The 26,974-nt window shown below is 37.9% G+C and carries 24 protein-coding genes; 21 read left to right on the plus strand and 3 right to left on the minus strand.

The genetic code is table 11. The features are described 5' to 3' along the window. The first annotated feature begins 104 nt into the window (after nucleotides 1-104). From purC to purD, 9 genes are all read left to right on the plus strand, one after another. A complete protein-coding gene (purC, locus tag NST77_RS23860; protein WP_095333454.1) occupies nucleotides 105-824 on the plus strand; it encodes a phosphoribosylaminoimidazolesuccinocarboxamide synthase in 720 nt (239 codons plus the stop codon). After that, complete coding sequence (gene purS, locus NST77_RS23865; protein ID WP_016205034.1) at nucleotides 817-1,071, plus strand: phosphoribosylformylglycinamidine synthase subunit PurS; 255 nt, start codon at nucleotides 817-819, stop codon at nucleotides 1,069-1,071. Before purC ends, purS begins: the two co-directional genes overlap by 8 nt. After that, entirely contained in the window at nucleotides 1,068-1,754 is a 687-nt protein-coding gene (gene purQ, locus NST77_RS23870) for a phosphoribosylformylglycinamidine synthase subunit PurQ (RefSeq protein WP_095333451.1), read from the plus strand. Before purS ends, purQ begins: the two co-directional genes overlap by 4 nt. Next, nucleotides 1,738-3,954 carry a phosphoribosylformylglycinamidine synthase subunit PurL gene (gene purL / locus NST77_RS23875; RefSeq protein WP_095333449.1) on the plus strand — a complete coding sequence of 739 codons (2,217 nt, stop codon included), beginning with the start codon at nucleotides 1,738-1,740 and terminating at the stop codon, nucleotides 3,952-3,954. The genes purQ and purL overlap by 17 nt, the downstream gene beginning before the upstream one ends. Beyond that, entirely contained in the window at nucleotides 3,939-5,351 is a 1,413-nt protein-coding gene (purF, locus tag NST77_RS23880) for an amidophosphoribosyltransferase (protein WP_047944712.1), read from the plus strand. Before purL ends, purF begins: the two co-directional genes overlap by 16 nt. Nucleotides 5,352-5,430: 79 nt before the next feature. Next, a complete protein-coding gene (purM, locus tag NST77_RS23885; protein WP_095333447.1) occupies nucleotides 5,431-6,462 on the plus strand; it encodes a phosphoribosylformylglycinamidine cyclo-ligase in 1,032 nt (343 codons plus the stop codon). A 16-nt stretch (nucleotides 6,463-6,478) separates the two neighbouring features. Continuing rightward, a complete protein-coding gene (purN, locus tag NST77_RS23890) occupies nucleotides 6,479-7,060 on the plus strand; it encodes a phosphoribosylglycinamide formyltransferase (protein WP_341123673.1) in 582 nt (193 codons plus the stop codon). Nucleotides 7,061-7,103: 43 nt separating this feature from the next. Then, the gene (gene purH, locus NST77_RS23895) at nucleotides 7,104-8,639 is read left to right on the plus strand and encodes a bifunctional phosphoribosylaminoimidazolecarboxamide formyltransferase/IMP cyclohydrolase (RefSeq protein ID WP_095333442.1); all 1,536 of its coding nucleotides are present in this window, start codon (nucleotides 7,104-7,106) and stop codon (nucleotides 8,637-8,639) included. 29 nt (nucleotides 8,640-8,668) lie between these two features. Then, nucleotides 8,669-9,925, plus strand: coding sequence for a phosphoribosylamine--glycine ligase (purD, locus tag NST77_RS23900; protein WP_249879280.1), 1,257 nt, complete (start codon nucleotides 8,669-8,671; stop codon nucleotides 9,923-9,925). Between the two features lie 235 nt (nucleotides 9,926-10,160). On the opposite strand, the gene NST77_RS23905 is transcribed toward purD, so the two are convergent. Both NST77_RS23905 and NST77_RS23910 read right to left on the minus strand, forming a co-directional pair. Further along, nucleotides 10,161-11,045, minus strand: coding sequence for an SDR family oxidoreductase (locus NST77_RS23905; protein WP_095333462.1), 885 nt, complete (start codon nucleotides 11,043-11,045; stop codon nucleotides 10,161-10,163). A gap of 115 nt (nucleotides 11,046-11,160) precedes the next feature. Beyond that, nucleotides 11,161-11,535 carry a YgaP-like transmembrane domain gene (locus NST77_RS23910; RefSeq protein WP_095333438.1) on the minus strand — a complete coding sequence of 125 codons (375 nt, stop codon included), beginning with the start codon at nucleotides 11,533-11,535 and terminating at the stop codon, nucleotides 11,161-11,163. Nucleotides 11,536-11,703: 168 nt separating this feature from the next. Here NST77_RS23910 and NST77_RS23915 point away from each other — a divergent pair, with 168 nt between their 5' ends. From NST77_RS23915 to NST77_RS23955, 9 genes are all read left to right on the plus strand, one after another. Then, nucleotides 11,704-13,449: an adenine deaminase C-terminal domain-containing protein gene (locus NST77_RS23915; protein WP_095333436.1), complete on the plus strand. Its 1,746-nt coding sequence runs from the start codon at nucleotides 11,704-11,706 to the stop codon at nucleotides 13,447-13,449. A gap of 133 nt (nucleotides 13,450-13,582) precedes the next feature. Next, on the plus strand, nucleotides 13,583-14,626 hold the full coding sequence (locus NST77_RS23920) for a DUF3048 domain-containing protein (protein WP_341123674.1): 1,044 nt from the start codon (nucleotides 13,583-13,585) through the stop codon (nucleotides 14,624-14,626). Nucleotides 14,627-14,685: 59 nt separating this feature from the next. Further along, complete coding sequence (locus tag NST77_RS23925) at nucleotides 14,686-15,000, plus strand: YerC/YecD family TrpR-related protein (RefSeq protein ID WP_095333432.1); 315 nt, start codon at nucleotides 14,686-14,688, stop codon at nucleotides 14,998-15,000. A gap of 1,062 nt (nucleotides 15,001-16,062) precedes the next feature. Further along, nucleotides 16,063-16,755, plus strand: a complete 693-nt coding sequence (locus NST77_RS23930; protein WP_095333430.1) for a heptaprenylglyceryl phosphate synthase — start codon at nucleotides 16,063-16,065, stop codon at nucleotides 16,753-16,755. Nucleotides 16,756-16,809: 54 nt separating this feature from the next. Then, nucleotides 16,810-19,041, plus strand: a complete 2,232-nt coding sequence (gene pcrA / locus NST77_RS23935) for a DNA helicase PcrA (protein ID WP_095333428.1) — start codon at nucleotides 16,810-16,812, stop codon at nucleotides 19,039-19,041. A 17-nt stretch (nucleotides 19,042-19,058) separates the two neighbouring features. After that, nucleotides 19,059-21,083: an NAD-dependent DNA ligase LigA gene (ligA, locus tag NST77_RS23940; protein ID WP_095333426.1), complete on the plus strand. Its 2,025-nt coding sequence runs from the start codon at nucleotides 19,059-19,061 to the stop codon at nucleotides 21,081-21,083. Beyond that, nucleotides 21,080-22,195, plus strand: a complete 1,116-nt coding sequence (locus tag NST77_RS23945) for a CamS family sex pheromone protein (protein WP_095333424.1) — start codon at nucleotides 21,080-21,082, stop codon at nucleotides 22,193-22,195. Before ligA ends, NST77_RS23945 begins: the two co-directional genes overlap by 4 nt. A 168-nt stretch (nucleotides 22,196-22,363) precedes the next feature. Continuing rightward, nucleotides 22,364-22,822: a YueI family protein gene (locus NST77_RS23950; protein ID WP_095333422.1), complete on the plus strand. Its 459-nt coding sequence runs from the start codon at nucleotides 22,364-22,366 to the stop codon at nucleotides 22,820-22,822. A 176-nt stretch (nucleotides 22,823-22,998) separates the two neighbouring features. Then, the gene (locus tag NST77_RS23955) at nucleotides 22,999-23,427 is read left to right on the plus strand and encodes an organic hydroperoxide resistance protein (protein ID WP_047945001.1); all 429 of its coding nucleotides are present in this window, start codon (nucleotides 22,999-23,001) and stop codon (nucleotides 23,425-23,427) included. A 64-nt stretch (nucleotides 23,428-23,491) separates the two neighbouring features. On the opposite strand, the gene NST77_RS23960 is transcribed toward NST77_RS23955, so the two are convergent. Then, complete coding sequence (locus NST77_RS23960; RefSeq protein WP_095333420.1) at nucleotides 23,492-23,926, minus strand: MarR family winged helix-turn-helix transcriptional regulator; 435 nt, start codon at nucleotides 23,924-23,926, stop codon at nucleotides 23,492-23,494. Nucleotides 23,927-24,084: 158 nt separating this feature from the next. Between NST77_RS23960 and NST77_RS23965 the strand changes: the two genes are divergently transcribed. The 3 genes from NST77_RS23965 to gatA all read left to right on the plus strand — a co-directional run bounded on the left by NST77_RS23965 (nucleotide 24,085) and on the right by gatA (nucleotide 26,965). Continuing rightward, entirely contained in the window at nucleotides 24,085-24,915 is an 831-nt protein-coding gene (locus NST77_RS23965; protein WP_123258838.1) for a VanW family protein, read from the plus strand. Nucleotides 24,916-25,202: 287 nt separating this feature from the next. Continuing rightward, nucleotides 25,203-25,493 (plus strand): Asp-tRNA(Asn)/Glu-tRNA(Gln) amidotransferase subunit GatC, encoded by a 291-nt coding sequence (gene gatC, locus NST77_RS23970; protein ID WP_095333415.1) that lies wholly within the window; start codon nucleotides 25,203-25,205, stop codon nucleotides 25,491-25,493. A gap of 14 nt (nucleotides 25,494-25,507) precedes the next feature. Further along, complete coding sequence (gene gatA, locus NST77_RS23975) at nucleotides 25,508-26,965, plus strand: Asp-tRNA(Asn)/Glu-tRNA(Gln) amidotransferase subunit GatA (protein WP_341123675.1); 1,458 nt, start codon at nucleotides 25,508-25,510, stop codon at nucleotides 26,963-26,965. Nucleotides 26,966-26,974 lie beyond the last annotated feature (9 nt).

A 26,974-nucleotide genomic window follows, 5' to 3' on the forward strand; every position in this document is an offset into this window, starting at 1 on the left:
CTACTATAAATTATGAAAACAGAATATACCGAATTTTGAGTAAAAAATTGCAAGTTAGAATTTTTCGTTTTATCCCTAATTTTTTTGATAAGGAGACTCTTCAAATGGAAAAGAGAGCTTTATTGTATGAAGGAAAAGCAAAAAGAGTGTATGAAACTTCGGATGAGAATATAGTTTGGCTGGAATATAAGGATTCCGCTACTGCCTTTAATGGAGAGAAGAAAGCAACTATTACAGGCAAAGGTCGATTAAATAATGAGATTACTAGTTTACTATTCTTAAAATTAAAAGACTTTGGTATTCCATCGCATTTCGTGGAAAGATTGTCAGAAACAGAACAGCTTGTGAAAAAAGTGGACATTATTCCGTTAGAAGTTGTTGTTCGAAATTTAGCAGCAGGCAGTTTTTCAAAAAGATTAGGAATAGAAGAGGGAATTTCGTTATCAAAACCGCTAGTTGAGTTTTACTACAAAGATGATGCATTAGGTGACCCAATGATTACGGAGGACCATATCGAAGAGTTAAAGCTTGCATCAACAGATGAAGTTGCCATTTTAAAGAAAAAGGCATTGGAAGTAAATGAAGTATTATGCAGATTTTTTGGAGAATTGGGAATTAACCTGGTTGATTTCAAATTAGAATTTGGCAAAGACAAAGAGGGAAATGTTCTTCTTGCGGATGAAATTTCGCCGGATACATGCCGACTCTGGGATAAAGAAACTAATGCGAAATTAGATAAAGACGTATTTCGTCGCGATATAGGAAATTTAACAGATGCATATGAAACTATTTTAGCGAGATTAGGGGGCAGTCAACATGTTTAAGGTTAAAGTATATATCACATTAAGAGAAAGTGTATTAGATCCACAAGGAAATGCCGTAAAAGGATCACTGCATTCATTAAATTATAAAGAAGTAGAAGATGTACGTATCGGTAAATATCTAGAATTAACAATTGATAAATCAGAAAGAAACATTGATGAGCTAGTGAAGGAAATGTGTGAAAAGCTGCTTGCTAATACAGTTATTGAGGATTACCGCTATGAGGTGGAGGAGGTTGTTGCACAGTGAAGTTTGCAGTAATCGTATTTCCAGGATCCAATTGTGATGTTGATATGTTTCATGCGGTGAAAGACGAGCTTGGAGAAGAAGTAGAATACGTTTGGCATGATACAGACAGCTTAGAAGGCTTTGATGGAATTTTGCTTCCAGGAGGTTTCTCTTATGGTGACTATCTTCGTACAGGAGCGATTGCAAGATTCAGTAATGTAATGAGAGAAGTAATAAAAGCAGCAGAAGCAGGCAAACCAATTCTAGGTGTATGTAATGGATTCCAAATATTATTAGAAGCAGGTTTACTGCCTGGCGCGATGAGAAGAAATGAAAGCTTAAAGTTTATCTGTAAGCCAGTTGAACTGCAAGTAGTAAATAATAATACGATGTTCTCCTCTGCATATAAGGAAAACGAAGTAATCACTGTCCCGATTGCGCACGGAGAAGGCAATTACTACTGTGATGAAGAAACATTAGCAAACTTAAAAGCAAATAACCAAATTATCTTTACTTACAATGGTACAAATCCAAACGGAAGTTTAGAAAATATTGCGGGAATCATAAATGAAAAAGGTAATGTCCTTGGCATGATGCCACACCCAGAAAGAGCGGTAGATGTGCTTTTAGGTGGAGCAGATGGTCTGAAAATATTTAAATCAATCGTTAGTCAGTGGAGGGAAGCAAATGTCGTTAATGCTTGAACCAAGTCCAGAACAAATTAAATCAGAAGAAATTTACAAACAAATGGGTGTGACGGATGAAGAGTTTGCGATGGTAGAAGGAATTCTTGATCGTCTTCCAAACTATACAGAGATTGGGTTATTTTCTGTTATGTGGTCAGAACATTGCAGTTATAAAAATTCGAAACCAGTATTAAGAAAATTCCCAACGACAGGACCTCAAGTGTTACAAGGTCCTGGTGAAGGTGCAGGGATTGTAGATATCGGTGATGGTCAAGCTGTTGCGTTTAAAATCGAGAGTCACAACCATCCATCTGCTATTGAACCATATCAAGGCGCAGCAACAGGCGTAGGCGGAATTATCCGTGATGTCTTTTCCATGGGAGCAAGACCAATTGCGATTCTTAACTCACTACGATTCGGTGAATTAGATAATGAACGGACAAAATACCTTTTTAAAGAAGTAGTTGCTGGAATTGCTGGCTATGGTAACTGTATAGGGATTCCAACAGTTGGTGGAGAAATTGCATTTGATGATTCCTATGCTGGAAATCCGCTTGTAAATGCGATGTGTGTTGGGTTAATTAATCATGAAGATATAAAAAAAGGCCAAGCGCATGGTGTGGGGAATACGGTTATGTATGTTGGAGCCAAAACAGGACGTGACGGTATTCATGGTGCGACATTTGCTTCTGAGGAATTAACAGAGAACTCAGATGAAAAGCGTCCAGCAGTACAAGTTGGAGATCCATTTATGGAAAAGCTTCTTTTGGAAGCATGTCTTGAACTGATTCAATCAGATGCATTAGTTGGTATTCAGGATATGGGGGCTGCAGGACTGGCAAGTTCCAGTGCAGAAATGGCGAGTAAAGCCGGCTCTGGTATTGAAATGAACTTAGATTTAGTACCACAGCGAGAAACAGGAATGACTGCTTATGAAATGATGCTTTCTGAATCACAAGAACGTATGTTGATTGTCGTGAAAAAAGGAAGAGAACAAGAAATTAAAGATCTTTTCCATAAATATGATTTAGAAGCAGTAGCAATTGGTGTTGTAACAGGTGATAAAATGCTTCGTCTTCTTCATAAAGGAGAAGTAGTAGCAAATGTGCCTGCAGATGCTTTGGCAGAGGATGCGCCTGTCTATCATAAGCCATCTAGTGAACCAACATATTATCGTGAGTTCCAAGCAATGGAAAACTATATTCCTACCGTAAACAACTATGGAGAAACACTTCTTAATCTGTTAAAACAGCCTACAATTGCAAGCAAAGAGTGGGTTTATGATCAATATGACTATATGGTTCGGACGAATACAGTTGTTGCACCAGGCTCTGATGCTGCAGTAGTACGTATTCGCGGAACGAAAAAGGCATTAGCGATGACAACGGACTGTAATGCAAGATATTTATACTTAGATCCAGAAACAGGCGGCAAGATTGCAGTAGCAGAAGCAGCACGTAATATTGTTTGTTCTGGGGCAGAACCACTTGCCATTACAGATAACTTGAATTTTGGAAATCCAGAGAAACCAGAGATTTTCTGGCAAATTGAAAAAGCGGCAGATGGAATTAGTGAAGCTTGCTTAGCTTTGAATGCACCAGTAATCGGCGGGAATGTCTCTTTATATAACGAAACAAATGGAACAGCTATCTATCCTACTCCTGTCATTGGCATGGTCGGATTAATAAAGGATACGAAAGACATTACTACACAAAGCTTTAAATCTGCTGGTGACTTAATTTATGTGCTTGGGGAAACAAAAGCAGAGTTTGGCGGAAGTGAACTGCAAAAATTGCTTGAAGGAACTATTTCTGGCAAGGCACCTTCCTTAGATTTAGAGCTTGAAAAAACGTATCAGCAAGCAGTACTGGAGGCAATTCGTGCAGGCGTTGTAGAATCTGCTCACGATTTAGCGGAAGGTGGCTTAGCTGTTGCTGTTGCGGAAAGCTTAATCAACTCAAAAGGATTAGGAGCCAAAGTAAAGGTTACAGAAGATGCTGTAACAGCACTTTTTAGTGAATCACAATCACGTTTCTTGCTTTCAATTAAACCAGAAAACAAAGAGACTTTTGAAAATTTAGTTCCTGCTACACTAGTAGGAGAAGTTACAGATACAGCCGTTCTTACCATTAGTCAAGGGGAAACTATTCTAGTAAATGAACAGGTTGATTCGTTAACGAATGCCTGGAGAGGAGCAATTCCATGCTTGCTGAAATAAGAGGGTTAAATGAGGAATGTGGCATTTTTGGTGTTTGGGGACATGAGGATGCATCTCAATTGGCATATTATGGACTGCATAGCTTACAGCATCGTGGTCAAGAGGGCACTGGCATTGTAGCGACAGATGGAGAAAAATTAAAAGGAATTAAGGGAGAAGGATTAGTCTCTGAAATTTTCACGCAAGAAGCAATAAAAGAGTTAAGCGGAAAAGCTGCAATTGGGCATGTACGTTATGCCACAGCAGGAGGCGGCGGATATGAAAATGTCCAGCCTCTTCTGTTCCACTTCCAAAGCGGAAGTATGGCACTTGCTCACAATGGAAATTTAGTAAATGCCACAGCTTTAAAAAGCCAGCTAGAAGCACAAGGAAGTATCTTTCAAACAAGCTCTGATACAGAGGTGCTTGCACATTTAATTAGAAGAGGCGGCTTTGCGGCTTTTAAAGAAAGAGTGAAAAATGCGCTGACAATGATTAAAGGTGCCTATGCTTTTCTTATTTTAACGGAAACAGAATTAATGGTTGCCCTAGATCCAAATGGAATGCGTCCTCTTTCTTTAGGGAAATTAGGTGATGCTTATGTTGTTGCATCTGAAACATGTGCCTTTGATGTGGTTGGAGCAGAGTTTGTTCGTGATATATTACCAGGTGAACTGTTAATCATTGACGATAACGGCTTCCGTTCAGAAATGTTTTCTGTCGCTTCTAATATTGCAATGTGTACGATGGAGTATGTTTATTTCTCTAGACCGGATAGCAATATCAATGGGATCAATGTCCATACTGCGCGTAAAAATCTTGGGAAAAGATTAGCAATCGAAGCACCAATTGAAGCAGATGTAGTAACGGGAGTACCTGACTCTAGTATTTCAGCAGCAATTGGATATGCGGAAGCAACAGGCATTCCGTATGAGCTTGGATTGATTAAAAATCGTTATGTTGGCAGAACTTTTATTCAGCCTTCGCAATCCCTTCGCGAGCAAGGTGTCAAGATGAAGCTTTCGGCTGTTCGTGGAGTGGTAGAAGGGAAAAGAGTAATAATGGTGGATGATTCAATTGTACGTGGTACAACAAGTAGACGCATTGTAACGATGCTAAGAGAAGCAGGAGCAACAGAAGTACATGTATTAATCAGTTCTCCACCAATTAAAAATCCTTGCTTCTATGGAATTGATACGTCAACAAAAGAAGAGTTAATTGCATCGAAATATTCTGTAGAAGAACTGCGTGAAATCATTGGTGCTGATTCGCTCATCTTCTTAAGTACAGAAGGAATGATTGATGCGATTGGCCGTACAGATGATGGGGAAAACAGAGGGCATTGTTTAGCTTGCTTTACTGGCAAGTACCCGACAGAAATTTATCCGAACGCTGATCATCCATATGAAAAAGTTTAACAATAACGGTAAATAAAAGAAAAGCGGCATGCGATGATGTCGCTTTTCCATTGAATTATCACAATTTAGGAGGCATAAAATGGCTGAGGCTTATAAACAAGCAGGCGTTAATATAGAAGCAGGCTATGAGGCAGTAACAAGAATGAAAAAGCATGTGAAGAAAACGATTCGTCCAGGCGTTATGGGGGGATTAGGCGGATTTGGCGGCATGTTTGATTTATCTGTTCTAAATTTACAAAACCCCGTTTTGGTATCGGGGACAGATGGGGTAGGAACAAAGCTAATGCTTGCTTTTATGCTGGATAAGCACGATACGATTGGAATTGATGCTGTGGCAATGTGCGTAAATGATATCGTCGTCCAAGGGGCAGAACCAATCTATTTCCTTGACTATATTGCTTGTGGAAAAGCAGAGCCTGGTAAAATCGAGGCCATTGTCAAAGGAATTGCAGACGGTTGTGAGCAAGCCGGATGTGCGTTGGTTGGCGGAGAAACAGCTGAAATGCCGGGCATGTATGGGGAAGAAGAATATGATCTAGCAGGATTTGCTGTGGGAGCTTGTGAGAAAGAAAAACTTATAACAGGTGAAAAAATCCAAGCTGGAGATGTCTTGATCGGTCTCGCTTCTAATGGTATTCATAGCAATGGCTATTCTCTTGTGCGAAAATTATTTTTCGAAAAAGCGAGTATGTCTTTATCTGATTATATCGAGGAATTCGGCTGTACATTAGGTGAAGAGTTAATCAAGCCGACTAGAATTTATGTAAAGCCCGTTCTTTCTGCTTTAGCAGAATTTGAAATTAAAGGTCTCGCTCACATTACTGGGGGAGGATTTATCGAAAATATTCCAAGAATGCTTCCAGAAGGTTTGGGAATGGAATTGGATGAAGCTAATTGGGAAGTACCTGCTGTTTTTGAAAAAATGGAGGGAATTGGCGAAATCGATCGTAAAGAGATGTATAACATCTTTAATATGGGAACGGGAATGGTTCTTGCTGTAAGCAAAGAGGACGAAGAACAGATCATTGATCACTTTACTCGAATAGGAGAAAAGGCGTATACAATTGGAAAAGTAACAGACGACGGGGAAATAAATATCATCCTCAAATAAAGGCGGAGGACTGTATATGAAGCGGATTGCTGTTTTTGCTTCTGGTAATGGATCTAACTTTCAGGCAATAATAAATGCAGTGAAACGAGGCGAATTAAATGTATCTATTACTTTATTAGTCTCGGATAAACCAGGAGCTTATGTGATAGATAGAGCGATAAAAGAAGAAATTCCCACCTTTGTTTTTGCAGCGAAGAATTATCCAGAAAAAGCAGATTATGAAAAAGAAATTTTAATGCATTTAGATAAGAATAAAATTGATTTAATTGTTCTTGCAGGATATATGAGATTAGTAGGCGACACACTTTTACAAGCTTATGCAGGAAAAATAATCAATATTCATCCATCTCTTCTGCCATCTTTCCCAGGCAAGGATGCCATAGGCCAAGCTATAGAGGCAAGGGTCGAGCAAACGGGCATTACGATTCATTATGTGGATGCAGGAATGGATACCGGTCCGGTGATTGCGCAAGAATCAATTATCTTAACTGAAGAAGATACTAGGGAAAGCGTGCAGGAAAAAATTCAGGCGTTAGAGCACCAGTTATATCCAAAGGTAATTCAACAATTGCTCCATAAAGCAGAAGCATTTCATTAATAAGTACGTAATCAACAGGCATGAAATATCAGGAGGAATAATAATGAAAAAAAGAGCGTTAATTAGTGTTTCTGATAAAACAGGTATTACAGATTTTGCAAAAGAGCTTCATGAATTAGGTTTTGAGTTAATTTCGACAGGCGGAACAAAAAAGGCAATTCAAGATAGTGGGATTCCTGTAATGAGTGTTAGTGAAGTCACTGGCTTTCCTGAAATATTAGAAGGAAGAGTGAAAACTTTAAATCCTTATATTCACGGGGGATTGCTTGCTAAATTTGATGAACCTAGCCATGCTGCTCAATTAGAAGAGCATAAGATTGATCCGATCCAACTCGTATGTGTCAATTTATATCCTTTTCAACAAACGATTGCGAAGCCGGATGTAACCGTAGAAGATGCAATTGAAAATATCGATATCGGCGGACCAACAATGCTTCGTGCTTCGGCAAAAAATCATCAGTATGTAACTGTAGTGGTAGATCCGGTTGATTATCAAACGGTTATTTCGGAATTAAAGCAGGGAGCGGAAGTCTCATTTGAAACGAGACGCAGACTTGCTGCAAAGGTATTCCGTCATACAGCTGCTTATGATGCGATGATTGCAGAATATATGACAGAGCTTACGGAAGAGGAAACACCAGAGAAATTAACGGTTACATATGAACTAAAGCAACCTTTACGCTATGGAGAAAATCCACATCAAAAGGCAGCTTTTTACCGCAAGCCTTTAGGATCTGAATTTTCGATTGCAAATGCGACGCAACTGCATGGAAAAGAACTGTCTTACAATAATATCAATGATGCAGATGCTGCTATCCAAATTGTAAAGGAATTTACAGAGCCTGCTGCAGTTGCGATTAAACATAGTAATCCTTGTGGAGTTGGAACAGGCGAAGATATTTTCACAGCTTTCTCGAAAGCATATGAAGCAGATCCAGTCTCTATTTTTGGCGGAATTATTGCATTAAATAGAGAAGTAGATGCAGAGACAGCTAGCAAACTGCATGAAATTTTCTTAGAAATAGTAATCGCTCCTTCGTATTCCCAAGAAGCATTAGATATTTTACAAGCAAAGAAAAATATCCGTTTATTAACGATTCCTTTTGGAACAGGAAGCAGCAAAGAAATGAAATTCACTTCGATTGAGGGTGGATTATTAACACAAGATTTTGATCGCTATTCTTTAGAGGATGCAGCCATCACCATTCCTACAGAGAAGAAGCCTACAGACGAAGAGTGGGAAGCGCTGAAATTCGGATGGAAAATTGTGAAGCACGTTAAGTCAAATGCAATTGTAGTAAATAACAAAGAAATGACGCTAGGTGTTGGTGCAGGGCAAATGAATCGTGTTGGTTCTGCAAAAATTGCTTTAGAGCAAGCGGGAGAAAAAGCAGTAGGGGCAGTATTAGCATCAGATGCATTTTTCCCGATGGATGACACGGTTGAAGCGGCTGCAAAAGCGGGAGTAACAGCAATTATTCAAACAGGTGGAAGTATTCGTGATGAAGATTCCATCAAAAAAGCCAATGAATACGGAATTGCAATGGTATTAACAGGAGTAAGACATTTCAAACATTAATATCTTGAAAGCTTGGGGGATATAAAAGAATGAAAGTACTTGTTATTGGCCGCGGTGGTCGGGAGCATGCGATTTGTACAAAAGTAAGCGAAAGTGAAAAAGTTGAAACAGTTTTTGTAGCGCCAGGAAATGTCGGAATGACTGATGTGGCAGAGCGTATTGAAATAGCAGAAACAGAGGTCGAAAAACTGGTTGATTTTGCACTTACACAAAAGATTGATTTAACCATTGTCGGCCCAGAAGTACCGTTACTTCTTGGTGTAGTGGATGCATTTCAAGCAGCTGGCTTAAAGGTATTTGGTCCGAATCAACGTGCTGCAGAAATAGAAGGAAGCAAATCTTTCGCGAAAGATTTAATGAAGAAATATCATATTCCAACAGGGGAATACCAAACCTTTTCGGATTATGAGGCGGCGAAAGCGTATATTGAGGAAATGGGTGCTCCAATTGTTATTAAAGCAGACGGATTAGCAGCAGGAAAAGGTGTAACCGTGGCGATGAACATGGAAGAGGCATTAGAAAGCATCCAAGAAATGCTTGTTGGCGAAAAATTCGGAAGTGCATCTGCAACAGTTGTTATTGAGGAGTTTTTAGCCGGGGAAGAATTTTCTTTAATGTCTTTTGTGAATGGAGAAACCGTGATTCCATTAGAAATTGCGCAAGATCATAAACGTGCTTTTGACGGAGATAAAGGGCCAAATACAGGGGGAATGGGAGCTTATTCTCCTGTTCCACACATTGATCCGGCAATCGTGCAAACTGCTATTGAAACGATTGTAAAACCTACGGCAAAAGCAATGATAGCAGAAGACAGAACATTTACAGGTATTTTATACGCTGGCTTAATTGCAACGGATAAAGGCCCAAAAGTAATTGAGTTTAACGCAAGACTAGGGGACCCAGAAACACAAGTCATCTTACCACGGATGAAGTCCGATTTAGTGGAAGTCATTTTATCTATTTTAAATGGAGAAACTCCGTCGATTGAATGGTATGAAGAGGATATGCTAGGAGTAGTTATTGCGGCAAAAGGCTATCCAGAAGCATATGAAAAAGGTGCGGTTATCCAAGGATTAGATAAAATGGAGGATGTCTCTATTTTTCATGCGGGAACCGACTTAAATGAAGCTGGTGCATTTACCACGAATGGCGGACGTGTTTTGTTAGTTGCTGCTAAGAGCCGTACATTAAAAGAGGCACAGGATAAAGTATATAAAGAACTAAAGAAATTAGAGAGCGATGGCATTTTTTATCGAAAAGACATTGGCTTTAAAGCAGTAAAATAAGAAGGAATCCCTGTATGTGAGACTTTGTTGATGATTGCATATGGGGGTTTTTTGTTGTTTTAGTATGTTAGTGGAAAACATAAGTATATATAGTGAAAGGCAACAGAGAAAGGCTGTCTGTGCCGGGAAGCAGGAAAAAGAAGGAGCATGGGTAAAAGAGGAAGTCCTCATAGCCCGATAACATGTAAAAAGCAATGTCATAGGTAACGAAAGAACTTCCTCTTTTATAATTAATTTATGCTAATTCAATTCCGCCTGTTATACCGTATATTTGTGCGGTAACATAGCTAGATTCATCGGATGCTAAGAAAACATAAATACTAGATAGTTCGACTGGTTGTCCAGCTCGTTTTAATGGAGCTTGCTGACCGAATGTTGGGATGGCTTCACTTGGCTGTCCGCCTGTAATTTGTAAGGCGGTCCAAATTGGGCCTGGAGCAACGGAGTTTACCCGGATTCCTTTAGATGCTAATTGTTTGGCAAGTCCACGAGTAAAGCCATTGATAGCAAATTTAGATGGAGCATAATCTAATAAATTGGGACTAGGGTTATAGCCTTGAACAGACGTAGTTGTGATAATAGAAGCTCCCTTTGGCAAGTATGGAAGTGCTGCTTTCACTACCCAATAGAGAGAGAATACATTTACTTCGAAAGTTTTTCTTAGCTGCTCTGTTGAAAGTTCCATAATATCATCAACTGCTTGTTGTTTTCCTGCAACTAAGGCTAATACGTCGAGTCCACCAAGTTCATTATAGGCTTTGTCCACTAAGTCCTTGCAGAAACTTTCATTACTTAAATCTCCAGGTATAAGAATGGCTTTTTGTCCTTCTGCTTCGACTAACTTTTGTACTTCATCAGCATCTTCTTGTTCTTCTGGTAGGTAGTTAATCGCTACATCTGCACCTTCACGAGCATAAGCGATGGCAGCTGCACGCCCAATTCCAGAATCACCACCGGTAACTAATATTTTTCGATTTTTTAATTTACCAGATCCTTGATAGCTAGTTTCTCCACAGTCAGGTTGTGGATCCATTTTAGCTTGGACACCAGGAGGTTCCTGATATTGTTTTGGAAAGTCATCGTTATAGTATAGATCTAATGGGTTTTTTGGCTTTGTCATTTGACCAGCTCCTTCGTTCGTTTCTGTTAATGCATTTACCACATCCTAGCATTCCTAAACCTATATTTAGCAAGAGATAAAGGCTATCCAATCTCTCGGATAGCCCGTGCAGTAATTATTTTTTCATATCATCTGGGGAAAATATCTTCTCTGGACTAAATTGCTCCATCATCTCAGTAACTTCCTTAGATGATGACTCAGAATTATTGGTTTTACTTTCATCTGATGAGGGGATATTGGAACTTTGACTTTTGGAATGGTTGTGCTCAGATTTTGGCATAATTGCATCCTTTTTCTCATAAAGAGCAACAACTGGACAATAACGAACAATCCCTTCTGCAATTTTCATTCCAGCAAGTAGAGCAATAAGAAAATAAGATTGTTTATAAGGCTTTTTTGCCATTTTTGCTGTGCTCCATGCGAGAAATGCACAGCCGCAGGTAATTCGAATAAGCGCATTGATCAAACTTATATTTTGTTTTGGATTCATAAGTTTCGTTCCTCCTACATAAATTTAACAAAACGGTAATATGAATTGTTACTTTATATGGTAAAATAATGTTAATCTTAGGGAATTCCATACAAATTCTTCATCTTATAAAGAAAAATCGTTACATTTTTATATACAGGTAACAGATATGAAAAGGGAGGAAGCGTAGTGTTAGCTCAGCGATATCGATGGAAAAACAAAGTTTTGCGTGACCATGTATCCATTTTGAATGGTGAAAAATCCCCTTCAATCGTTTTAAAAAATGCAACATATTTAAATCAGGTATTACGAAAGTGGTTACTTGCTAATATATGGATATATCAAGATAGAATTATTTATGTGGGCAATGATATGCCCAAACAAATAGATCAAGCAGAAATTGTTGATTGCACTAATCTTTTTTTAGTTCCAGGATACATTGAACCACATGCGCATCCTTTTCAAATTTATAATCCCCTAACCTTAGCCCAATATACATCACAATTTGGAACAACGACACATGTGAATGATAACTTAGTTTTGGCTATGCAGTTAGAAAAAAAGAAAGCGTTTACTTTTTTAAACTTCATGAAAGATATTCCTTCCACTATATTATGGTGGAGCAGATATGATGCCCAAACAGAGTTGCAAGAGGAAGAACTAATATTTTCTCATGGGAATGTAAAAAGTTGGCTGGAGCATGATGCAGTTATTCAAGGAGGAGAGCTAACGGGATGGCCGAGGCTTCTCGATGGTGATGATATGATGCTTCATTGGATGCAGGAGACGAAACGATTAAGAAAAAGAATTGAGGGGCATTTTCCAGGAGCATCGGAGAAAACACTGGCCAAATTGATGTTGCTGGGAGTGGATAGTGATCATGAAGCAATGACTGGGAAAGAAGTGTTAAATCGTTTGCTCCAAGGATACAAAGTTAGTCTTCGTTATTCGTCTATTCGCCCAGATTTACCGAAATTATTAAAGGAAATAAAAGAATTGGGCATTGAACAATATGATTATTTTATGCTAACAACAGATGGATCTCCTTCTTCCTTTTATGAAAATGGCCATATTGATCAGCTTATTCGGATTGCGATGAATCATGGCGTACCAGTAATAGATGCCTATAATATGGCAACCATTAATATCGCTAAATATCATGGAATGGAACATTTGCATGGGAATATTGCAACGGGAAGAGTTGCAAATATCAACTTTCTGAAGGATAAAAAAAATCCAACTCCTGTTTCTGTATTAGCAAAAGGAATTTGGGTGAAAAAAGATGGAAGAGAAATGAGAGATGCGTACCCTATTGTTGATTGGAAACAGTTTGATTTAAGTCCATTAGATATAAAGTGGAATGTAAATAGTCTTGATATGCAATTTTCAATGCCGTTTGGAATAAGCTTGGAAAATGCCGTCATTACAAAGCCCTATTCCATTTCAATTAATGTTTCTGATACTATTCTCACAGAGGAACATGATGAATGTTATTTCATGTTGATTGACCGAGAAGGAGAATGGCGAATCAATACTTTATTAAAGGGTTTCTCCAATAGAATCGGAGGAATGGCGAGTTCTTATACAGGTGATGGAGATATTGTGTTATTAGGAAAAAGCCAAAAAGATATGATAACCGCATTTGAACGATTAAAAGAAATAGGCGGAGGGATTGTCTTAGTGAAAGATGGCAAGGTTGATATAGAAATTCCTTTGCCATTAAGAGGGATGATGGCTTCCATGTCGATGGAAGAATTAATTGAAAAGGAAAAAGAACTATTCGACTATATAAAGGACAGAGGTTATCGTTATGAAGACCCAATTTATACAATTGTATTTTTCACCTCCACTCATTTACCATATATTCGGATAACCCAAAAAGGTTTATATGACGTAATGAATAAAACTGTACTCTTTCCAGCGATAATGCGTTAAAATATAAAAGAGTCCTATTGTTTAATTAGAATATTCTGATATATTTAATAGGTAAAGTTCTATTCTCTTATAAGGAGAGTAGTTATATAGTCACAACATTCCCATTGCACCAATAACGAAATAGGAGGGGACTATGAAGAAAAGGTGGTTTGTTTCTCTATTTCTGCTTTTTGTCTTAACAGCCTGCAATAGTGAACCGAAAGATGTTGGAAAACATAATGGTAATCAAACTGGCAATGGAGCTAAGGAAGAAGCGGGAATAAAAGATCTTTCTACTTTGTATCCACTAACTGGGCTCCCTAGTAACACAGAAAGTACGAATCGTGCAGTTTCTGTTATGATTAATAATCATCCTAAAGCGAGACCTCAAACAGGACTGACAGAAGCAGATATTGTGTATGAAGTATTAGCAGAAGGAGAAGTTACCCGATTTCTAGCGATTTTTCAAAGCTCAATCCCTAAGCTTATTGGTCCTGTCCGTAGTTCCCGAGACTATTATATCGAGCTAGCAAAGGGTTATAATAGTTTATATATTGCACATGGATATAGTCCAGAAGCAAAAAAACTACTTACAAACGGTTATATTGATAATTTAAATGGGATGGAGTATGATGGCACCCTCTTTAAAAGGTCCCCTGACCGAGTTGCACCTCATAATTCTTACATAAGCTTTGCTAATATTGAGAAGGGGGCAAATGCAAATAATTATTCACTAAAAGGGGCACCAGAATCTTTGTTATTTTTAAATACAAAGGAGTTAGAGGAAATCGAGGGAGAAGAGTCAAGCTCGATCAACATTAATTATGGGAAAAATCCAAACTATAATTCACAGTTTTTATATGATCAGGATGTTCAGAAATATATTCGTTTTTCAAATGGAGAACAAACAATAGATAATGAAACAAAAGCAACTGTGGCGGTAGATAATGTTTTTATTATTGAAACGAGTCATAAGGTTGTTGATAATAAAGGAAGAAAAGACATTGATTTACTATCTGGCGGCAATGCGTATTTGTTACAGCATGGAAGATGGCAGGAAATAGATTGGAAAAATATAAACGGGCGAATTCTCCCCTTTAAAGAAGATAAACAAGTTGGACTCATACCAGGAAAGACATGGATAAATATTATTCCTTCTACTCCAGGATTAAAGAGTGCTGTTACGCTGAAAAAATAATTAAATAGTTTTTTATAATCCATGTAGTTAATTCATTAAGGAAAAAATGGAGGTATCCTATGCAAATAGATAAATTAAGAGGAAGAGAGTTGGATCAATTATTTGAGTCCATTCTCTCCCTAGAGAGTTTAGAAGAATGCTATCAGTTTTTTGATGATTTATGCACAGTGAATGAAATTCAATCACTATCACAGCGGTTAGAAGTTGCAAGGATGCTTCGAGAAGGCAATACTTATCATACAATTGAAAAAGAAACAGGTGCAAGTACCGCAACTATATCTCGTGTAAAACGATGCTTAAATTATGGTAATGACGCGTATGAACTAGCATTATCAAGAATTAAGAAAGAAGAACAGACCGAAACGGAAGAATAGGATAAAGGGATGTCCCCAAAAAAGATTAAGTCCACGCGATTTTCTTTTTTCGGACAACCCTTTTTTTATTTTAGAAAGAATAAACATACTTACTTGTTTTGTGAATCATGAAACAATTGCTTTGCCTATTTCGTCCAATAGTAAAAGTGCTATAAATTCTAACCAGGTGCCCTGCGCTTTTCTGATTGTCTAGCTCCGGCGCCTACCGCCTAGCAAACTTCAGGACATCTCCCTACGATAAGTCAACATCGGCTCACTAGTGTTCACCGTGTTTCCTATATCTTAGTCGATGCCCCTCCAGTTTGAGCGGCGGTAATCAAGGCGCCTACGCTTTTCTGATTGTCTAGCTCCGGGCACCCAGGAGCTGCTGGGTTTCGCGCCCTTTCCCTACGATAAGTCAACATCGGTTCACTGACGTTCACCGTGTTTCCTATATCTCAGGAAAGGTCACTCCATCCCACACGCTCCTAACCAGGTGCCCTGCGCTTTTCTGATTGTCTAGCTCCGGCGCCTACCGCCTAGCAAACTTCAGGACATCTCCCTACGATAAGTCAACATCGGCTCACTAGTGTTCACCGTGTTTCCTATATCTTAGTCGATGCCCCTCCAGTTTGAACGGCGGTAATCAAGGCGCCTACGCTTTTCTGATTGTCTAGCTCCGGGCACCCAGGAGCTGCTGGGCTTCGCGCCCTTTCCCTACGATAAGTCAACATCGGTTCACTGACGTTCACCGTGTTTCCTATATCTCAGGAAAGGTCACTCCATCCCACACGCTCCTAACCAGGTGCCCTGCGCTTTTCTGATTGTCTAGCTCCGGGCACCCAGGAGCTGCTGGGTTTCGCGCCCTTTCCCTACGATAAGTCAACATCGGTTCACTGACGTTCACCGTGTTTCCTATATCTCAGGAAAGGTCACTCCATCCCACACGCTCCTACCGGGTGCCCTGCGCTTTTCTTGGCACCAAGAAAAATTTACAAGAAATTATACGGTAGGATTTCTTTTTTGATGGAATATCTAATGCTATAATGAAATGATGTAATGGTTAGAATGGAGGAAGTTTGCATGTATGATGTGCGCGAATGGCGTCATGTATTTAAATTAGACCCAAATAAGGAAATTTCAGATGATACATTAGAAAGTTTATGCGAATCTGGTACAGATGCAATCATCATTGGCGGAACAGATGGAATTACGTTGGATAATGTATTGAATCTCATGGCTCGTGTTCGTCGCTATACAGTTCCTTGTATATTAGAAGTGTCAACAATAGATTCGGTTTCACCCGGATTTGATTTATATTTTATTCCTACGGTTTTAAATAGCAGTGATCCAAAATGGATAACTGGTCTTCATCATGAAGCAATGAAGGAATACGGAGAACTAATGGATTGGGATGAATTTCTTATTCAAGGCTATTGTGTTTTAAACGAAGATTGTAAAGCTGCAAAATTAACGAGTGCGAAAACAAATTTATCAGAAGAAGATATTGCAGCCTATGCTTTAATGGCAGAGAAGATGTTTCATTTGCCTATTTTTTATATGGAATACAGTGGGAGTTATGGAAATCCTTCGTTTGTTAAAGCGGCTAAAAGTCAATTGAACGAGACGGTCTTGTTTTACGGTGGAGGAATTGAGACTGTGGAACAGGCAGAGGAAATGGGAAGATATGCGGATGTCATTGTAGTCGGAAACGTTATTTATAAAGACCTATCAGCCGCATTACACACAATTGAAATAAAAAAGAGCAAGCGTTGAATAAACAATAAAGCTAAGTTAAAATAGAATATATGTTCTTATGGTGGTGAAAAGATGCAATTTTTAACAGATAAAATTTTAAATGGATTAAATCCTGAGCAAAAGGAAGCAGTAAAAGCAACAGATGGCCCTCTCTTAATAATGGCAGGGGCAGGAAGTGGAAAAACCCGAGTTTTAACACAGAGAATTGCTTATCTTATGGTGGAAAAGGGAGTCAATCCATACAATATCTTAGCAATTACGTTTACCAATAAAGCAGCGAAGGAAATGCGTCAGAGAATAGCAGCTGTTTTAGGTGGAGCAAGCGAAGAAATATGGATATCAACTTTTCACTCTATGTGTGTACGTATTTTGAGAAAAGATATTGATCGAATTGGATACAATCGTAATTTTACAATATTGGATACGACTGATCAGCAATCTGTTATTAAAGGTATTTTAAAAGACCGTAATATCGATCCGAAGAAATATGATCCCCGTGCTATTCTTGCAAGTATTAGTTCTTCCAAAAATGAACTTGTAACTCCAGAGGAATTTGCGAAGACTGCTGGTGATTACTTCTCACAAATAGTTAGTGATGTATATACAGAATATCAAAGACGTTTACGAAAGAACCAAGCATTAGATTTTGATGATCTAATTATGCAGACCATTAATCTTTTTCAAAGAGTACCGGAAGTTTTGGAATACTATCAACGTAAATTTCAGTATATTCATGTGGATGAGTATCAGGATACGAATAGATCGCAATATATGCTGGTCAAGCTTCTAGCAAGTCGATTCCGCAATTTATGTGTAGTTGGTGATTCTGATCAGTCTATTTACGCATGGCGTGGTGCAGATATTTCAAATATCCTTTCTTTTGAAAAGGATTATCCAAATGCAAAAGTAGTAATGCTGGAACAAAATTATCGTTCCACCAAAAGAATTCTACAAGCAGCAAACCAAGTCATTGCTAATAACTCTAGCCGTAAAGATAAAAACTTATGGACAGAGAATGAAGACGGAAGCAAAATTTACTATTATCGAGCAGATAGCGAGCAAGGAGAAGCACAATTTGTTATTGGGAAAATTCAAGAATTAAGAAGAGAAAGCTCTTTGAATTTATCAGATATAGCTATTCTGTATCGAACAAATGCACAATCTCGTGTTATGGAGGAAATGCTTCTTAAAGCCAATATTGAATATTCGATTGTTGGAGGTATAAAGTTCTATGATCGAAAGGAAATTAAGGATACGCTTGCTTATCTTCGCTTAATCGCTAATCCTGACGATGATATTAGTTTTCAACGAGTGATTAATGTTCCAAAACGTGGAATTGGCTCTAGTTCTGTTGATAAGATTGCCAATTTCGCAGCAATGCATGATATGTCTATGTATCAAGCATTAGAAGCTGTTGAATTAATTGGTTTAAGTCCAAAGATTACAAAAGCTGCCAGTGAATTCCGTGATTTGATTCAAAATTATACAAGAATGCAGGAATACTTATCTGTAACAGAACTTGTCGAAGAAGTTATTGATAAATCTGGTTATGTAGATATGCTAAAGGCAGAAAAGTCGATTGAGGCTCAAAGTAGATTAGAAAACATTGAAGAATTTATGTCCGTATCGAAGAACTTTGAGGAAGCTAACGATGATAAATCGTTAATTGCATTCTTAACAGATTTAGCATTGGTTGCTGATATTGATAAGTTAGATGATGACGGAAATCAAGCGGATTCGGTTGTCTTAATGACCTTGCACTCTGCAAAAGGTTTGGAATTCCCAATTGTTTTCTTAATTGGTCTGGAAGAAGGTGTGTTCCCTCATTCCCGTTCATTAATGGAAGAAACGGAAATGGAGGAAGAACGACGCCTTGCATATGTAGGCATTACGCGAGCTGAAAAGCAATTATATTTAACCAATGCACAGATGAGAACGTTATTTGGACGTACCAATATGAATCCACCTTCTCGTTTTGTAAAAGAAATTCCAGAAGATTTACTAGAAGGATTAAATCCAGTTTCAAATAGGCAAAGAATGGCTTCTCCTCAAAATAGTAGTCGAAGCTCTTACACACAACAACAGCCAACAAGAAAGGCTGTTATTCGTCCTGCGGCAGTTGCAACAGGCGGTGAAGGAATCGGATGGAGTATAGGCGATAAAGCAGTCCATGGAAAATGGGGCACTGGTACAGTTGTAAGTGTAAAAGGCGAAGGCGATTCAAAAGAATTAGATATTGCTTTTCCGAGCCCAGTAGGGATTAAACGATTATTGGCTAAATTTGCACCGATTCAAAAAGGATAAGGAAAGGAAACGGATATATGGAACAAAACCTTGCAGAGAAGCGAGTAAAAGAGCTGCATAATTTATTAAATCAATATGGATATGAATATTATGTTCTGGATAATCCTTCTGTTCCTGATTCGGAATATGACGCATTATTAAATGAATTAATCCAGTTGGAGGAAAAATTCCCAAGCTTAAAAACCAATGATTCTCCATCCCAGAGAATCGGAGGAGAAGTATTGGATATGTTCTCAAAGGTTCAGCATCAAAAGCCGATGTTGAGCTTAGGAAATGCATTTAATGAGGCGGATTTACGTGATTTTGATCGGAAGGTTCGTGCAGTTATCGGTGATGATTTTTCATATGTTTGTGAATTAAAGATAGATGGGCTTGCTGTTTCTCTTCGATATGAGAATGGTTTATTTGAGCAAGGAGCTACACGAGGAGACGGAACCACTGGAGAAGATATTACAGCGAATCTCAAAACAATTCGCTCCATTCCGCTCCGATTAAATCAGGCGGTGAGTTTAGAAGTCCGTGGAGAAGCATTCATGCCAAAAAAGTCGTTTGAGGCACTGAATAAAGCGAAAGATGAAAATGGAGAAGAGCCATTTGCAAATCCACGGAATGCTGCAGCAGGCTCGTTACGTCAATTAGATCCTCGCATTGCGGCTTCTCGAAATTTAGATATTTTTCTCTATGCGATTGGAGACGCTGGGCAGACTGGTATTCAATCTCATAGCGAAGGCCTTGATTTATTAGATACTCTTGGCTTTAAGACGAATAAAGAAAGAAAAAGATGTGCAACCATCGAAGATGTTTTACATTATATTGAAGGCTGGCAGGAAAAACGCCCTCACTTGCCATACGAAATAGATGGTATTGTGATAAAGGTAGATAATTTAGTACATCAAGAACAGCTTGGAACAACCGTGAAAAGTCCAAGATGGGCGATAGCATATAAGTTTCCAGCTGAAGAAGTAATGACGAAGCTTCTAAGCATCGAACTAAATGTTGGAAGAACAGGTGTGATTACACCTACTGCTGTACTTGAGCCAGTAAAGGTTGCGGGTACAACAGTGAAAAGAGCTTCCTTGCATAATGAAGACTTAATAAGAGAAAAAGATATTAAGCTTGGCGATATGGTCGTAATAAAAAAGGCTGGAGACATTATTCCAGAAGTAGTAAATGTTTTAGTAGAAAAAAGAACTGGTGAAGAAGAAGAATTTCTGATGCCAACTCATTGTCCTGAATGCGAGAGTGAACTTGTTCGTATCGAAGGGGAAGTGGCCTTACGATGTATTAATCCAAAATGCCCAGCACAAATTAGGGAAGGCTTGATTCATTTTGTTTCTCGAAATGCAATGAATATAGACGGACTAGGTGAGCGAGTAATCAGCCAATTATTTTCCGAAAAACTAATCGAAGATGTTGCTGATTTATACACTTTACAATTCGACCAATTAATTCAATTAGAAAGAATGGGCGAAAAATCTGTTCATAATTTATTAGAAGCAATTGAAGCATCAAAGCAAAACTCCCTTGAAAGGTTATTATTTGGTTTAGGAATTCGACATGTAGGGGCCAAGGCGGCCAAAACAATTGCGATGGAATTTAAAACAATGGACCAGCTTATGGTAGCCACTAAAGAGGATTTAACAGCTATTAACGAAATTGGTGAAAAAATGGCTGATTCGATTGTTACTTTTTTCGAACAAGAAGAAGTAATCGAATTAATTACTGAGCTTAAAACATATGGTGTTAATATGGAATATACCGGTCCATTACCAATAGCAGTAGAAGAGAGTGATTCAGTCTTTTCTGGCAAAACAATTGTATTAACAGGAAAGCTAGAGCAGCTTTCTCGTAATGAAGCAAAAGAACAAATTGAATTATTAGGTGGTAAAATAACAGGAAGTGTTTCAAAGAAAACAGATTTAGTGATTGCAGGGGAAGAGGCAGGAAGTAAACTGACAAAAGCGGAACAGCTAGGCATTGAAGTTTGGGATGAGGAAAGACTTATGGCAGAATTGAAGAATAAAGGTGTGTTTAACGAATGAAGAAACACGTATTGATGGTGTTGGTACTAGTATTGGTTCTATCAGCTTGTGCACCAAACTTTAATAAAGAAGAAAAAGTAAAGACAGAGGATGTAGATAGTAATACGACGGAAACAGCTATTCTGCCGAACTATAAAATCTCTGATGATTATTATAAGGTAGTGGTTCCATTTAAGCCATCTGAAGCAAGAGGATTAGTAGTAAACAATTTAAATACTCGTTATGACATTGCTGAATTTGAAACAGGCTTAATGAGAATTGCACAAAATGCCTATGACCCTGAAGAATATTTTTTTCAAGAAGGTCAGTATTTAGATAAAGATTTAATCACCAGCTGGCTGGGCAGAAAGTCAGAAAAGAATCCTGATGGGCTAAACCCAGCAGGCAAGGACAAGGGTAAAGTACCTGTTTATTTAGCTCATATACTGGAGCATGATTATTTGGTGAAAACGGATGATAAGAGCTTAAAGCTTGGGGGAATTTCCATTGGTTTAGCAATGAATTCTGTATACACCTATGAAGAAAAGGGCGCGGCTAAGGAGCTTAAAATTGATCGAACAAAGCTTGAAAAAGAAGGAAAGAAAATTGCAGCAGAAGTAGTCAAAAGAATAAGAGGAGTCGAAGGTCTTGGACAGGTTCCGATTATTATCTCTCTTTTTGAGCAAAAGGAAAGCTCTTCAGTTGTACCTGGAAACTTCTTCGCTTACGCAAAGATTGCAGGAAACAGTAATAGTATTGGTGATTGGGAAAGTATTAACGAAAAATATGTATTATTCCCAAGCTCTGATACAAAATATAAATCAGAAGTAGATGCATTTTCTTATTTCAAGCAAGATATCGAGAAATATTTTCCTAACTTTAATGGTGTGGTCGGAAGAGCTTTCTACGTGAATGATAAAATGCAGAATTTAAGTATCGAGATTCCGATTCAATTTTATGGAGAAGCAGAAGCGCTCGGCTTCACACAATTTGTCGCAGGAAAGGTGATGGAGCATTTCCCTCCAAATAATTCTTCTTCTGTACAGGTTAGCATTACATCTGTTTATGGACCAGAAGCATTAATTGTTCGTGATGTAGATGCAGAAGAGCCGTATATTCATATTTATCAATAATGATGGAGAGTGTTCAGCATCATGCTTCCCTTAAACGAGTGGAATGAATGATGCTTGTCACTCTTTTTTTTGTATGATGACAAAAAAAGTTCAAAAAGGTACAAGGTTTTTTACTAGCGGATTAGAGTATAGTATGGAAAGAGGAATCTATTTAAAGGAGTTGTGAGTATGTCATCAAACCCTAACTTAGATGATTATATGCAAAAGGGGATGTATGGGGCGAAGGAAACAAAGCCAGAAGAACGAAGAAAATTTCTCAGTACCTTAAGAGAAAGAGTGGTGATTGCATTACAGCAATCACAAGTAATGGAACCATCCCCCTATAAGGAAATATTAGATGCGATGAAACAGAATCCGGGTGCGAAGCTATATTTAAATGGTCATCTAGACTATTCGTACTTATCGAAGTATATCAAGGAAGCTAACGAAGCCCATATGGAATACACGATTGTAACCAATAAGGAGGCAGACAGTGATATTGGTTTATTAATTGCTTATGATCATGCGATTAATAAAGAAGATATATATATCGGAGAGCCAAAAACGGATTTAGTTGCAGAGGAATCTTCAAAAACAGATCAGAAAAAGGGATTGCTTACGACGATTGGAAAATGGTTTAGTAAATAAGAAATGGCCCAAAAGAAAATCTTTTGGGCTTTTTATTATGGATTAACATTGCGTGCATGTTTACTTCTCTTGAAATAGGTAAATAAAAAAAGAAAGAAAGTAAAAAACATTTGTGTTGTCCAATTATATTGTGTACAATGTAATTGTGAAAACAAAATTTATTGGAGGAATGAATCATGAGCGATACAATTCTTACAACGTCTGTTACAGCAACTGGAGGAAGAGAAGGAAGAGTAGAATCTGAAGATTATGTTATTCAATTTGATACAGCTATGCCAGGTACACAAAGAGCGAAGGAATTGGAAGATGCGACAAATCCAGAGCAATTATTTGCAGCAGGATATGCAGCATGTTTTGACGGGGCGCTACAATTAATGGCACAGAGAGAAAAAGTTAATTTTGAATCTGAAACAACAGCTAGTGTCAGCTTATTAAAGGATGAAACAGATCAAGGATTTAAACTAAGTGTTAAGTTATCTGTAAAAGGAACTGGAATTGAAAAGACAGTACTAGAGAATTTAGTACACAAAGCTCATAATTTCTGCCCGTACTCAAAAGCAACAAGAGGTAATATCGAGGTACAATTAGAAGTTGTTACAGCTTAATATTTTGTAAAAGAGAGAAGAAGGAATTTGAAATTTCTTCTTCTCTCTTTTATATTTCCTTATGTTATTTCGTTAAATTTTGCAAAAGCAATTGAAGGGATTGCTTTAAATCATTGATTTCCTTATCCGATTTTTCGAAAAGTTTTAGGATCTCTGTTGGAATACACTCAGCTTTTTGTTGTAAAGAAGCACCTTTTTCCGTTAATGTAATTAGTACCGAGCGCTCATCTTCAAGGGAACGTTTGCGTTCTAGTAGTTGTTGCTGTTCCATTCTTTTTAGCATCGGTGTTAATGTACCCGAATCAAGATATAAATGATGTCCCATTTCCTTTACACTAAGGCTTTTATGCTCCCAAAGTAGTAAAAGTACTAAGTACTGTGGATACGTTACATCGAGCTCTTCCAACAATGGTTTATATTTTTTCGTCAATTCACGAGAACTTGCATATAAAAGAAAACAAAGTTGATTTTCTAATTTTAATGCATCTAATTCATTCATTTTTGTCACCTAGCTTTTTAGTCTTCTTCTAAATATAAACTATTGTAGCGGATTTTGCTTCCTTTTCCTATCTATTTGCAGAGAATAACCTGAAAAAGAAGGAGTTTATAAGTAATTAGCGAAATAAAGTAGGAAAAGGGAAAAAATGGAGAGTGAATATGGATATCACAGCGTTAAGACCAAAAAAAAGATCAGCCTTGCGCCTTTATGTCGGAAAGAAATACTATATAACCAAAAGATATGCCCAATGGATCATAGCAAGAAAACAATATGCGATGAAAAAACAAACCGCTTTATTACCCCATTCTTATTTTACCCATAAAACAATGCTCTTAAGAGAACTAAAAGATGTAGATATGAAACTGCAATATAATAAAATTGTTAATTTGAAAATAGCTGTTTCAAAAATAAATCAGATCGTACTAGAACCAGGAGAAACCTTTTCCTATTGGAGAACAATTGGAAGGCCGACATATAAAAAAGGTTACGTTGATGGCATGGTTCTTTTTGCAGGAAGTTATCGGACGGGCGTTGGCGGGGGACTATGTCAGTTGTCTAATCTTATTTATTGGATGGCCTTGCATACCCCGTTAACCGTAGTGGAAAGACATCGGCATAGTTATGATGTTTTTCCGGATTCTAACAGAACACAGCCGTTCGGAAGTGGAGCAACCTGTTCCTACAATTATTTAGACCTGCAAATTAAGAATGAAACAGATACCTCTTTTCAACTATGCCTCGAAGTGACAGATTCTCATTTGAAAGGAGAATGGAGAGGAGCATCGCCAAGTTTATATCGTTATGATGTATTTGAAAAGGCACACCAAATAACCCCCGCTTATTTCGGAGGTTATATCCGCCATAACCAAATTTATCGGAAAAAGTATAACAGGAGAGGAGTATTATTGGAAGAAGAGTATATTACAGAAAACCATGCAATAATGATGTATGAGCCACTCCTTACTTCTGATGAGGAAAATATACCATAAAAAAAGAAGAGAAAACAGCTCTTCTTTTTTTGTATTTAAAGGAAGGGACAATCATCTTAGACAAGATGGTATAATAAGAGAAATGATACTGATTAAATGTAAAGATTTTTTATTTTGGAAATAGCTAATGGAAATTCAATTAGGTTAATGGTAGTGGAAAGACATTATTTTTTGTAGAAATCGCCTTCTGACAAGATATATTCCTTCTTTCGGTTGCTTTCCTATTGATTTGTTTGCTATTATCAGATTATTGTGTTGTACGTATAATGATGGAGGTGACATACATAATGTCAAGAATAACAAAGGAAGAAGTAAAACATGTTGCCAATCTTGCTAGACTTGAAATATCAGAAGAGGAAGCAGAGCTTTTTCAAAAGCAATTAGATGCTATTATTTCTTTTGCAGAAGAACTAAATGAGCTAGACACAGAGGGGATCGAGCCAACTTCCCACGTTTTAGATATGAAAAATGTGTTGCGTGAAGATGTACCAACAAAAGGTCTGCCTGTTGAGGAAGTTTTACGTAACGCACCAGATCATCAAGATGGGCAAATTAAAGTTCCATCTATTATGGAGTAAGGAGGGGAAACTACATGAGTCTTTTTGATCAAAAAATGACAGATTTACAAGAACTATTACATAAAAAAGAGATATCTGTATCGGATTTAGTAAAGGAATCGTATAGTCGTATAAAAGATGTAGATGAGAAAGTACAAGCATTTTTAACATTAGATGAAGAAAATGCTTTATCTAAAGCTAGTGAATTAGATAGTAAATTAGTGAACGGGGAACATTCAGGCAGCTTATTCGGAATGCCAATTGGTATCAAAGATAATATTGTTACGAAGAATTTAAGAACAACCTGTTCAAGCAGAATCTTAGAAAATTTCCAGCCGATTTATAATGCTACAGTTATAGACAAGCTGCAAGCAGCAGGAGCAATAACAATTGGAAAACTTAATATGGATGAATTTGCTATGGGTTCTTCAACTGAGAATTCCTATTATCAAAAGACGAAAAACCCTTGGAATCTTGAGACCGTTCCTGGTGGATCATCAGGTGGATCAGCAGCATCTGTAGCAGCAGGGGAGGTATTATTTTCTCTTGGATCAGATACTGGTGGTTCTATTCGTCAACCAGCAGCATTTTGCGGAGTGGTCGGCTTAAAACCTACATATGGAAGAATTTCTCGTTTTGGCTTAGTAGCATTTGCCTCCTCATTGGATCAAATCGGCCCAATTACACGTACGGTAGAAGATAATGCTTTCTTACTTAATGCTATTTCTGGAGTAGATCCAATGGATTCTACGTCGGCAAATGTAAAGGTTCCTGATTTTACAAAGGGGCTTACTGGAGATATTAAGGGCATGAAAATAGCTGTGCCGAAAGAGTATCTAGCAGAGGGTGTTAGCGAAGTTGTGCGCCAATCAGTTCTAGATGCTTTGAAAGTATTGGAAAAATTAGGGGCAACATGGGAAGAAGTATCCCTGCCACATAGTAAATATGCCCTGGCAACTTACTATTTACTATCTTCTTCAGAAGCATCAGCAAACCTATCTCGTTTTGATGGAGTTCGTTATGGATATCGTGCGGATAATGCGGAAACGTTAATCGATCTATACAAACGTTCTCGTGCTGAAGGGTTCGGAGATGAAGTGAAGCGTAGAATTATGCTTGGTACTTTTGCTTTAAGCTCTGGCTACTATGACGCTTATTATAAAAAAGCACAAAAGGTACGTACTCTTATTAAAAAAGACTTTGAAGATGTTTTTGAAAAATATGATGTAATTGTTGGTCCAACTACACCGACTCCTGCCTTTAAATTGGGAGAAAAGGTAGATGATCCTTTAACTATGTATGCAAATGATATTTTAACAATTCCAGTGAACCTTGCTGGAGTTCCAGGTATTTCTGTTCCTTGTGGATTCTCTAACGGTTTACCGCTTGGTTTACAAATTATTGGAAAACACTTTGATGAAGCATCTGTTTATAAAGTAGCGTATGCGTTTGAACAGGCTACAGACTATCATAAACAAAAACCAACGCTGTAAGGGGTGAAA

The organism is Niallia sp. FSL W8-0177 (assembly GCF_038006285.1).
Classification (GTDB): Bacteria; Bacillota; Bacilli; order Bacillales; family Cytobacillaceae; genus Niallia; species Niallia circulans_A.

Bases quoted from the DNA above. Each gene is read 5' to 3' on its own strand.
- purL (WP_095333449.1), top strand. From the start codon at position 1,738: ATGTCGTTAATGCTTGAACCAAGTCCAGAACAAATTAAATCAGAAGAA.
- NST77_RS23910 (WP_095333438.1), bottom strand. From the start codon at position 11,535: ATGAATCCAAAACAAAATATAAGTTTGATCAATGCGCTTATTCGAATT.
- NST77_RS23960 (WP_095333420.1), bottom strand. From the start codon at position 23,926: ATGAATGAATTAGATGCATTAAAATTAGAAAATCAACTTTGTTTTCTT.
- purN (WP_341123673.1), top strand. From the start codon at position 6,479: ATGAAGCGGATTGCTGTTTTTGCTTCTGGTAATGGATCTAACTTTCAG.
- NST77_RS23920 (WP_341123674.1), top strand. From the start codon at position 13,583: ATGAAGAAAAGGTGGTTTGTTTCTCTATTTCTGCTTTTTGTCTTAACA.
- pcrA (WP_095333428.1), top strand. From the start codon at position 16,810: ATGCAATTTTTAACAGATAAAATTTTAAATGGATTAAATCCTGAGCAA.
- purS (WP_016205034.1), top strand. From the start codon at position 817: ATGTTTAAGGTTAAAGTATATATCACATTAAGAGAAAGTGTATTAGAT.
- purD (WP_249879280.1), top strand. From the start codon at position 8,669: ATGAAAGTACTTGTTATTGGCCGCGGTGGTCGGGAGCATGCGATTTGT.
- NST77_RS23945 (WP_095333424.1), top strand. From the start codon at position 21,080: ATGAAGAAACACGTATTGATGGTGTTGGTACTAGTATTGGTTCTATCA.
- purC (WP_095333454.1), top strand. From the start codon at position 105: ATGGAAAAGAGAGCTTTATTGTATGAAGGAAAAGCAAAAAGAGTGTAT.
- ligA (WP_095333426.1), top strand. From the start codon at position 19,059: ATGGAACAAAACCTTGCAGAGAAGCGAGTAAAAGAGCTGCATAATTTA.
- NST77_RS23905 (WP_095333462.1), bottom strand. From the start codon at position 11,045: ATGACAAAGCCAAAAAACCCATTAGATCTATACTATAACGATGACTTT.
- NST77_RS23925 (WP_095333432.1), top strand. From the start codon at position 14,686: ATGCAAATAGATAAATTAAGAGGAAGAGAGTTGGATCAATTATTTGAG.
- NST77_RS23955 (WP_047945001.1), top strand. From the start codon at position 22,999: ATGAGCGATACAATTCTTACAACGTCTGTTACAGCAACTGGAGGAAGA.
- NST77_RS23930 (WP_095333430.1), top strand. From the start codon at position 16,063: ATGTATGATGTGCGCGAATGGCGTCATGTATTTAAATTAGACCCAAAT.
- NST77_RS23950 (WP_095333422.1), top strand. From the start codon at position 22,364: ATGTCATCAAACCCTAACTTAGATGATTATATGCAAAAGGGGATGTAT.
- NST77_RS23965 (WP_123258838.1), top strand. From the start codon at position 24,085: ATGGATATCACAGCGTTAAGACCAAAAAAAAGATCAGCCTTGCGCCTT.
- purF (WP_047944712.1), top strand. From the start codon at position 3,939: ATGCTTGCTGAAATAAGAGGGTTAAATGAGGAATGTGGCATTTTTGGT.
- gatC (WP_095333415.1), top strand. From the start codon at position 25,203: ATGTCAAGAATAACAAAGGAAGAAGTAAAACATGTTGCCAATCTTGCT.
- gatA (WP_341123675.1), top strand. From the start codon at position 25,508: ATGAGTCTTTTTGATCAAAAAATGACAGATTTACAAGAACTATTACAT.
- purM (WP_095333447.1), top strand. From the start codon at position 5,431: ATGGCTGAGGCTTATAAACAAGCAGGCGTTAATATAGAAGCAGGCTAT.
- purH (WP_095333442.1), top strand. From the start codon at position 7,104: ATGAAAAAAAGAGCGTTAATTAGTGTTTCTGATAAAACAGGTATTACA.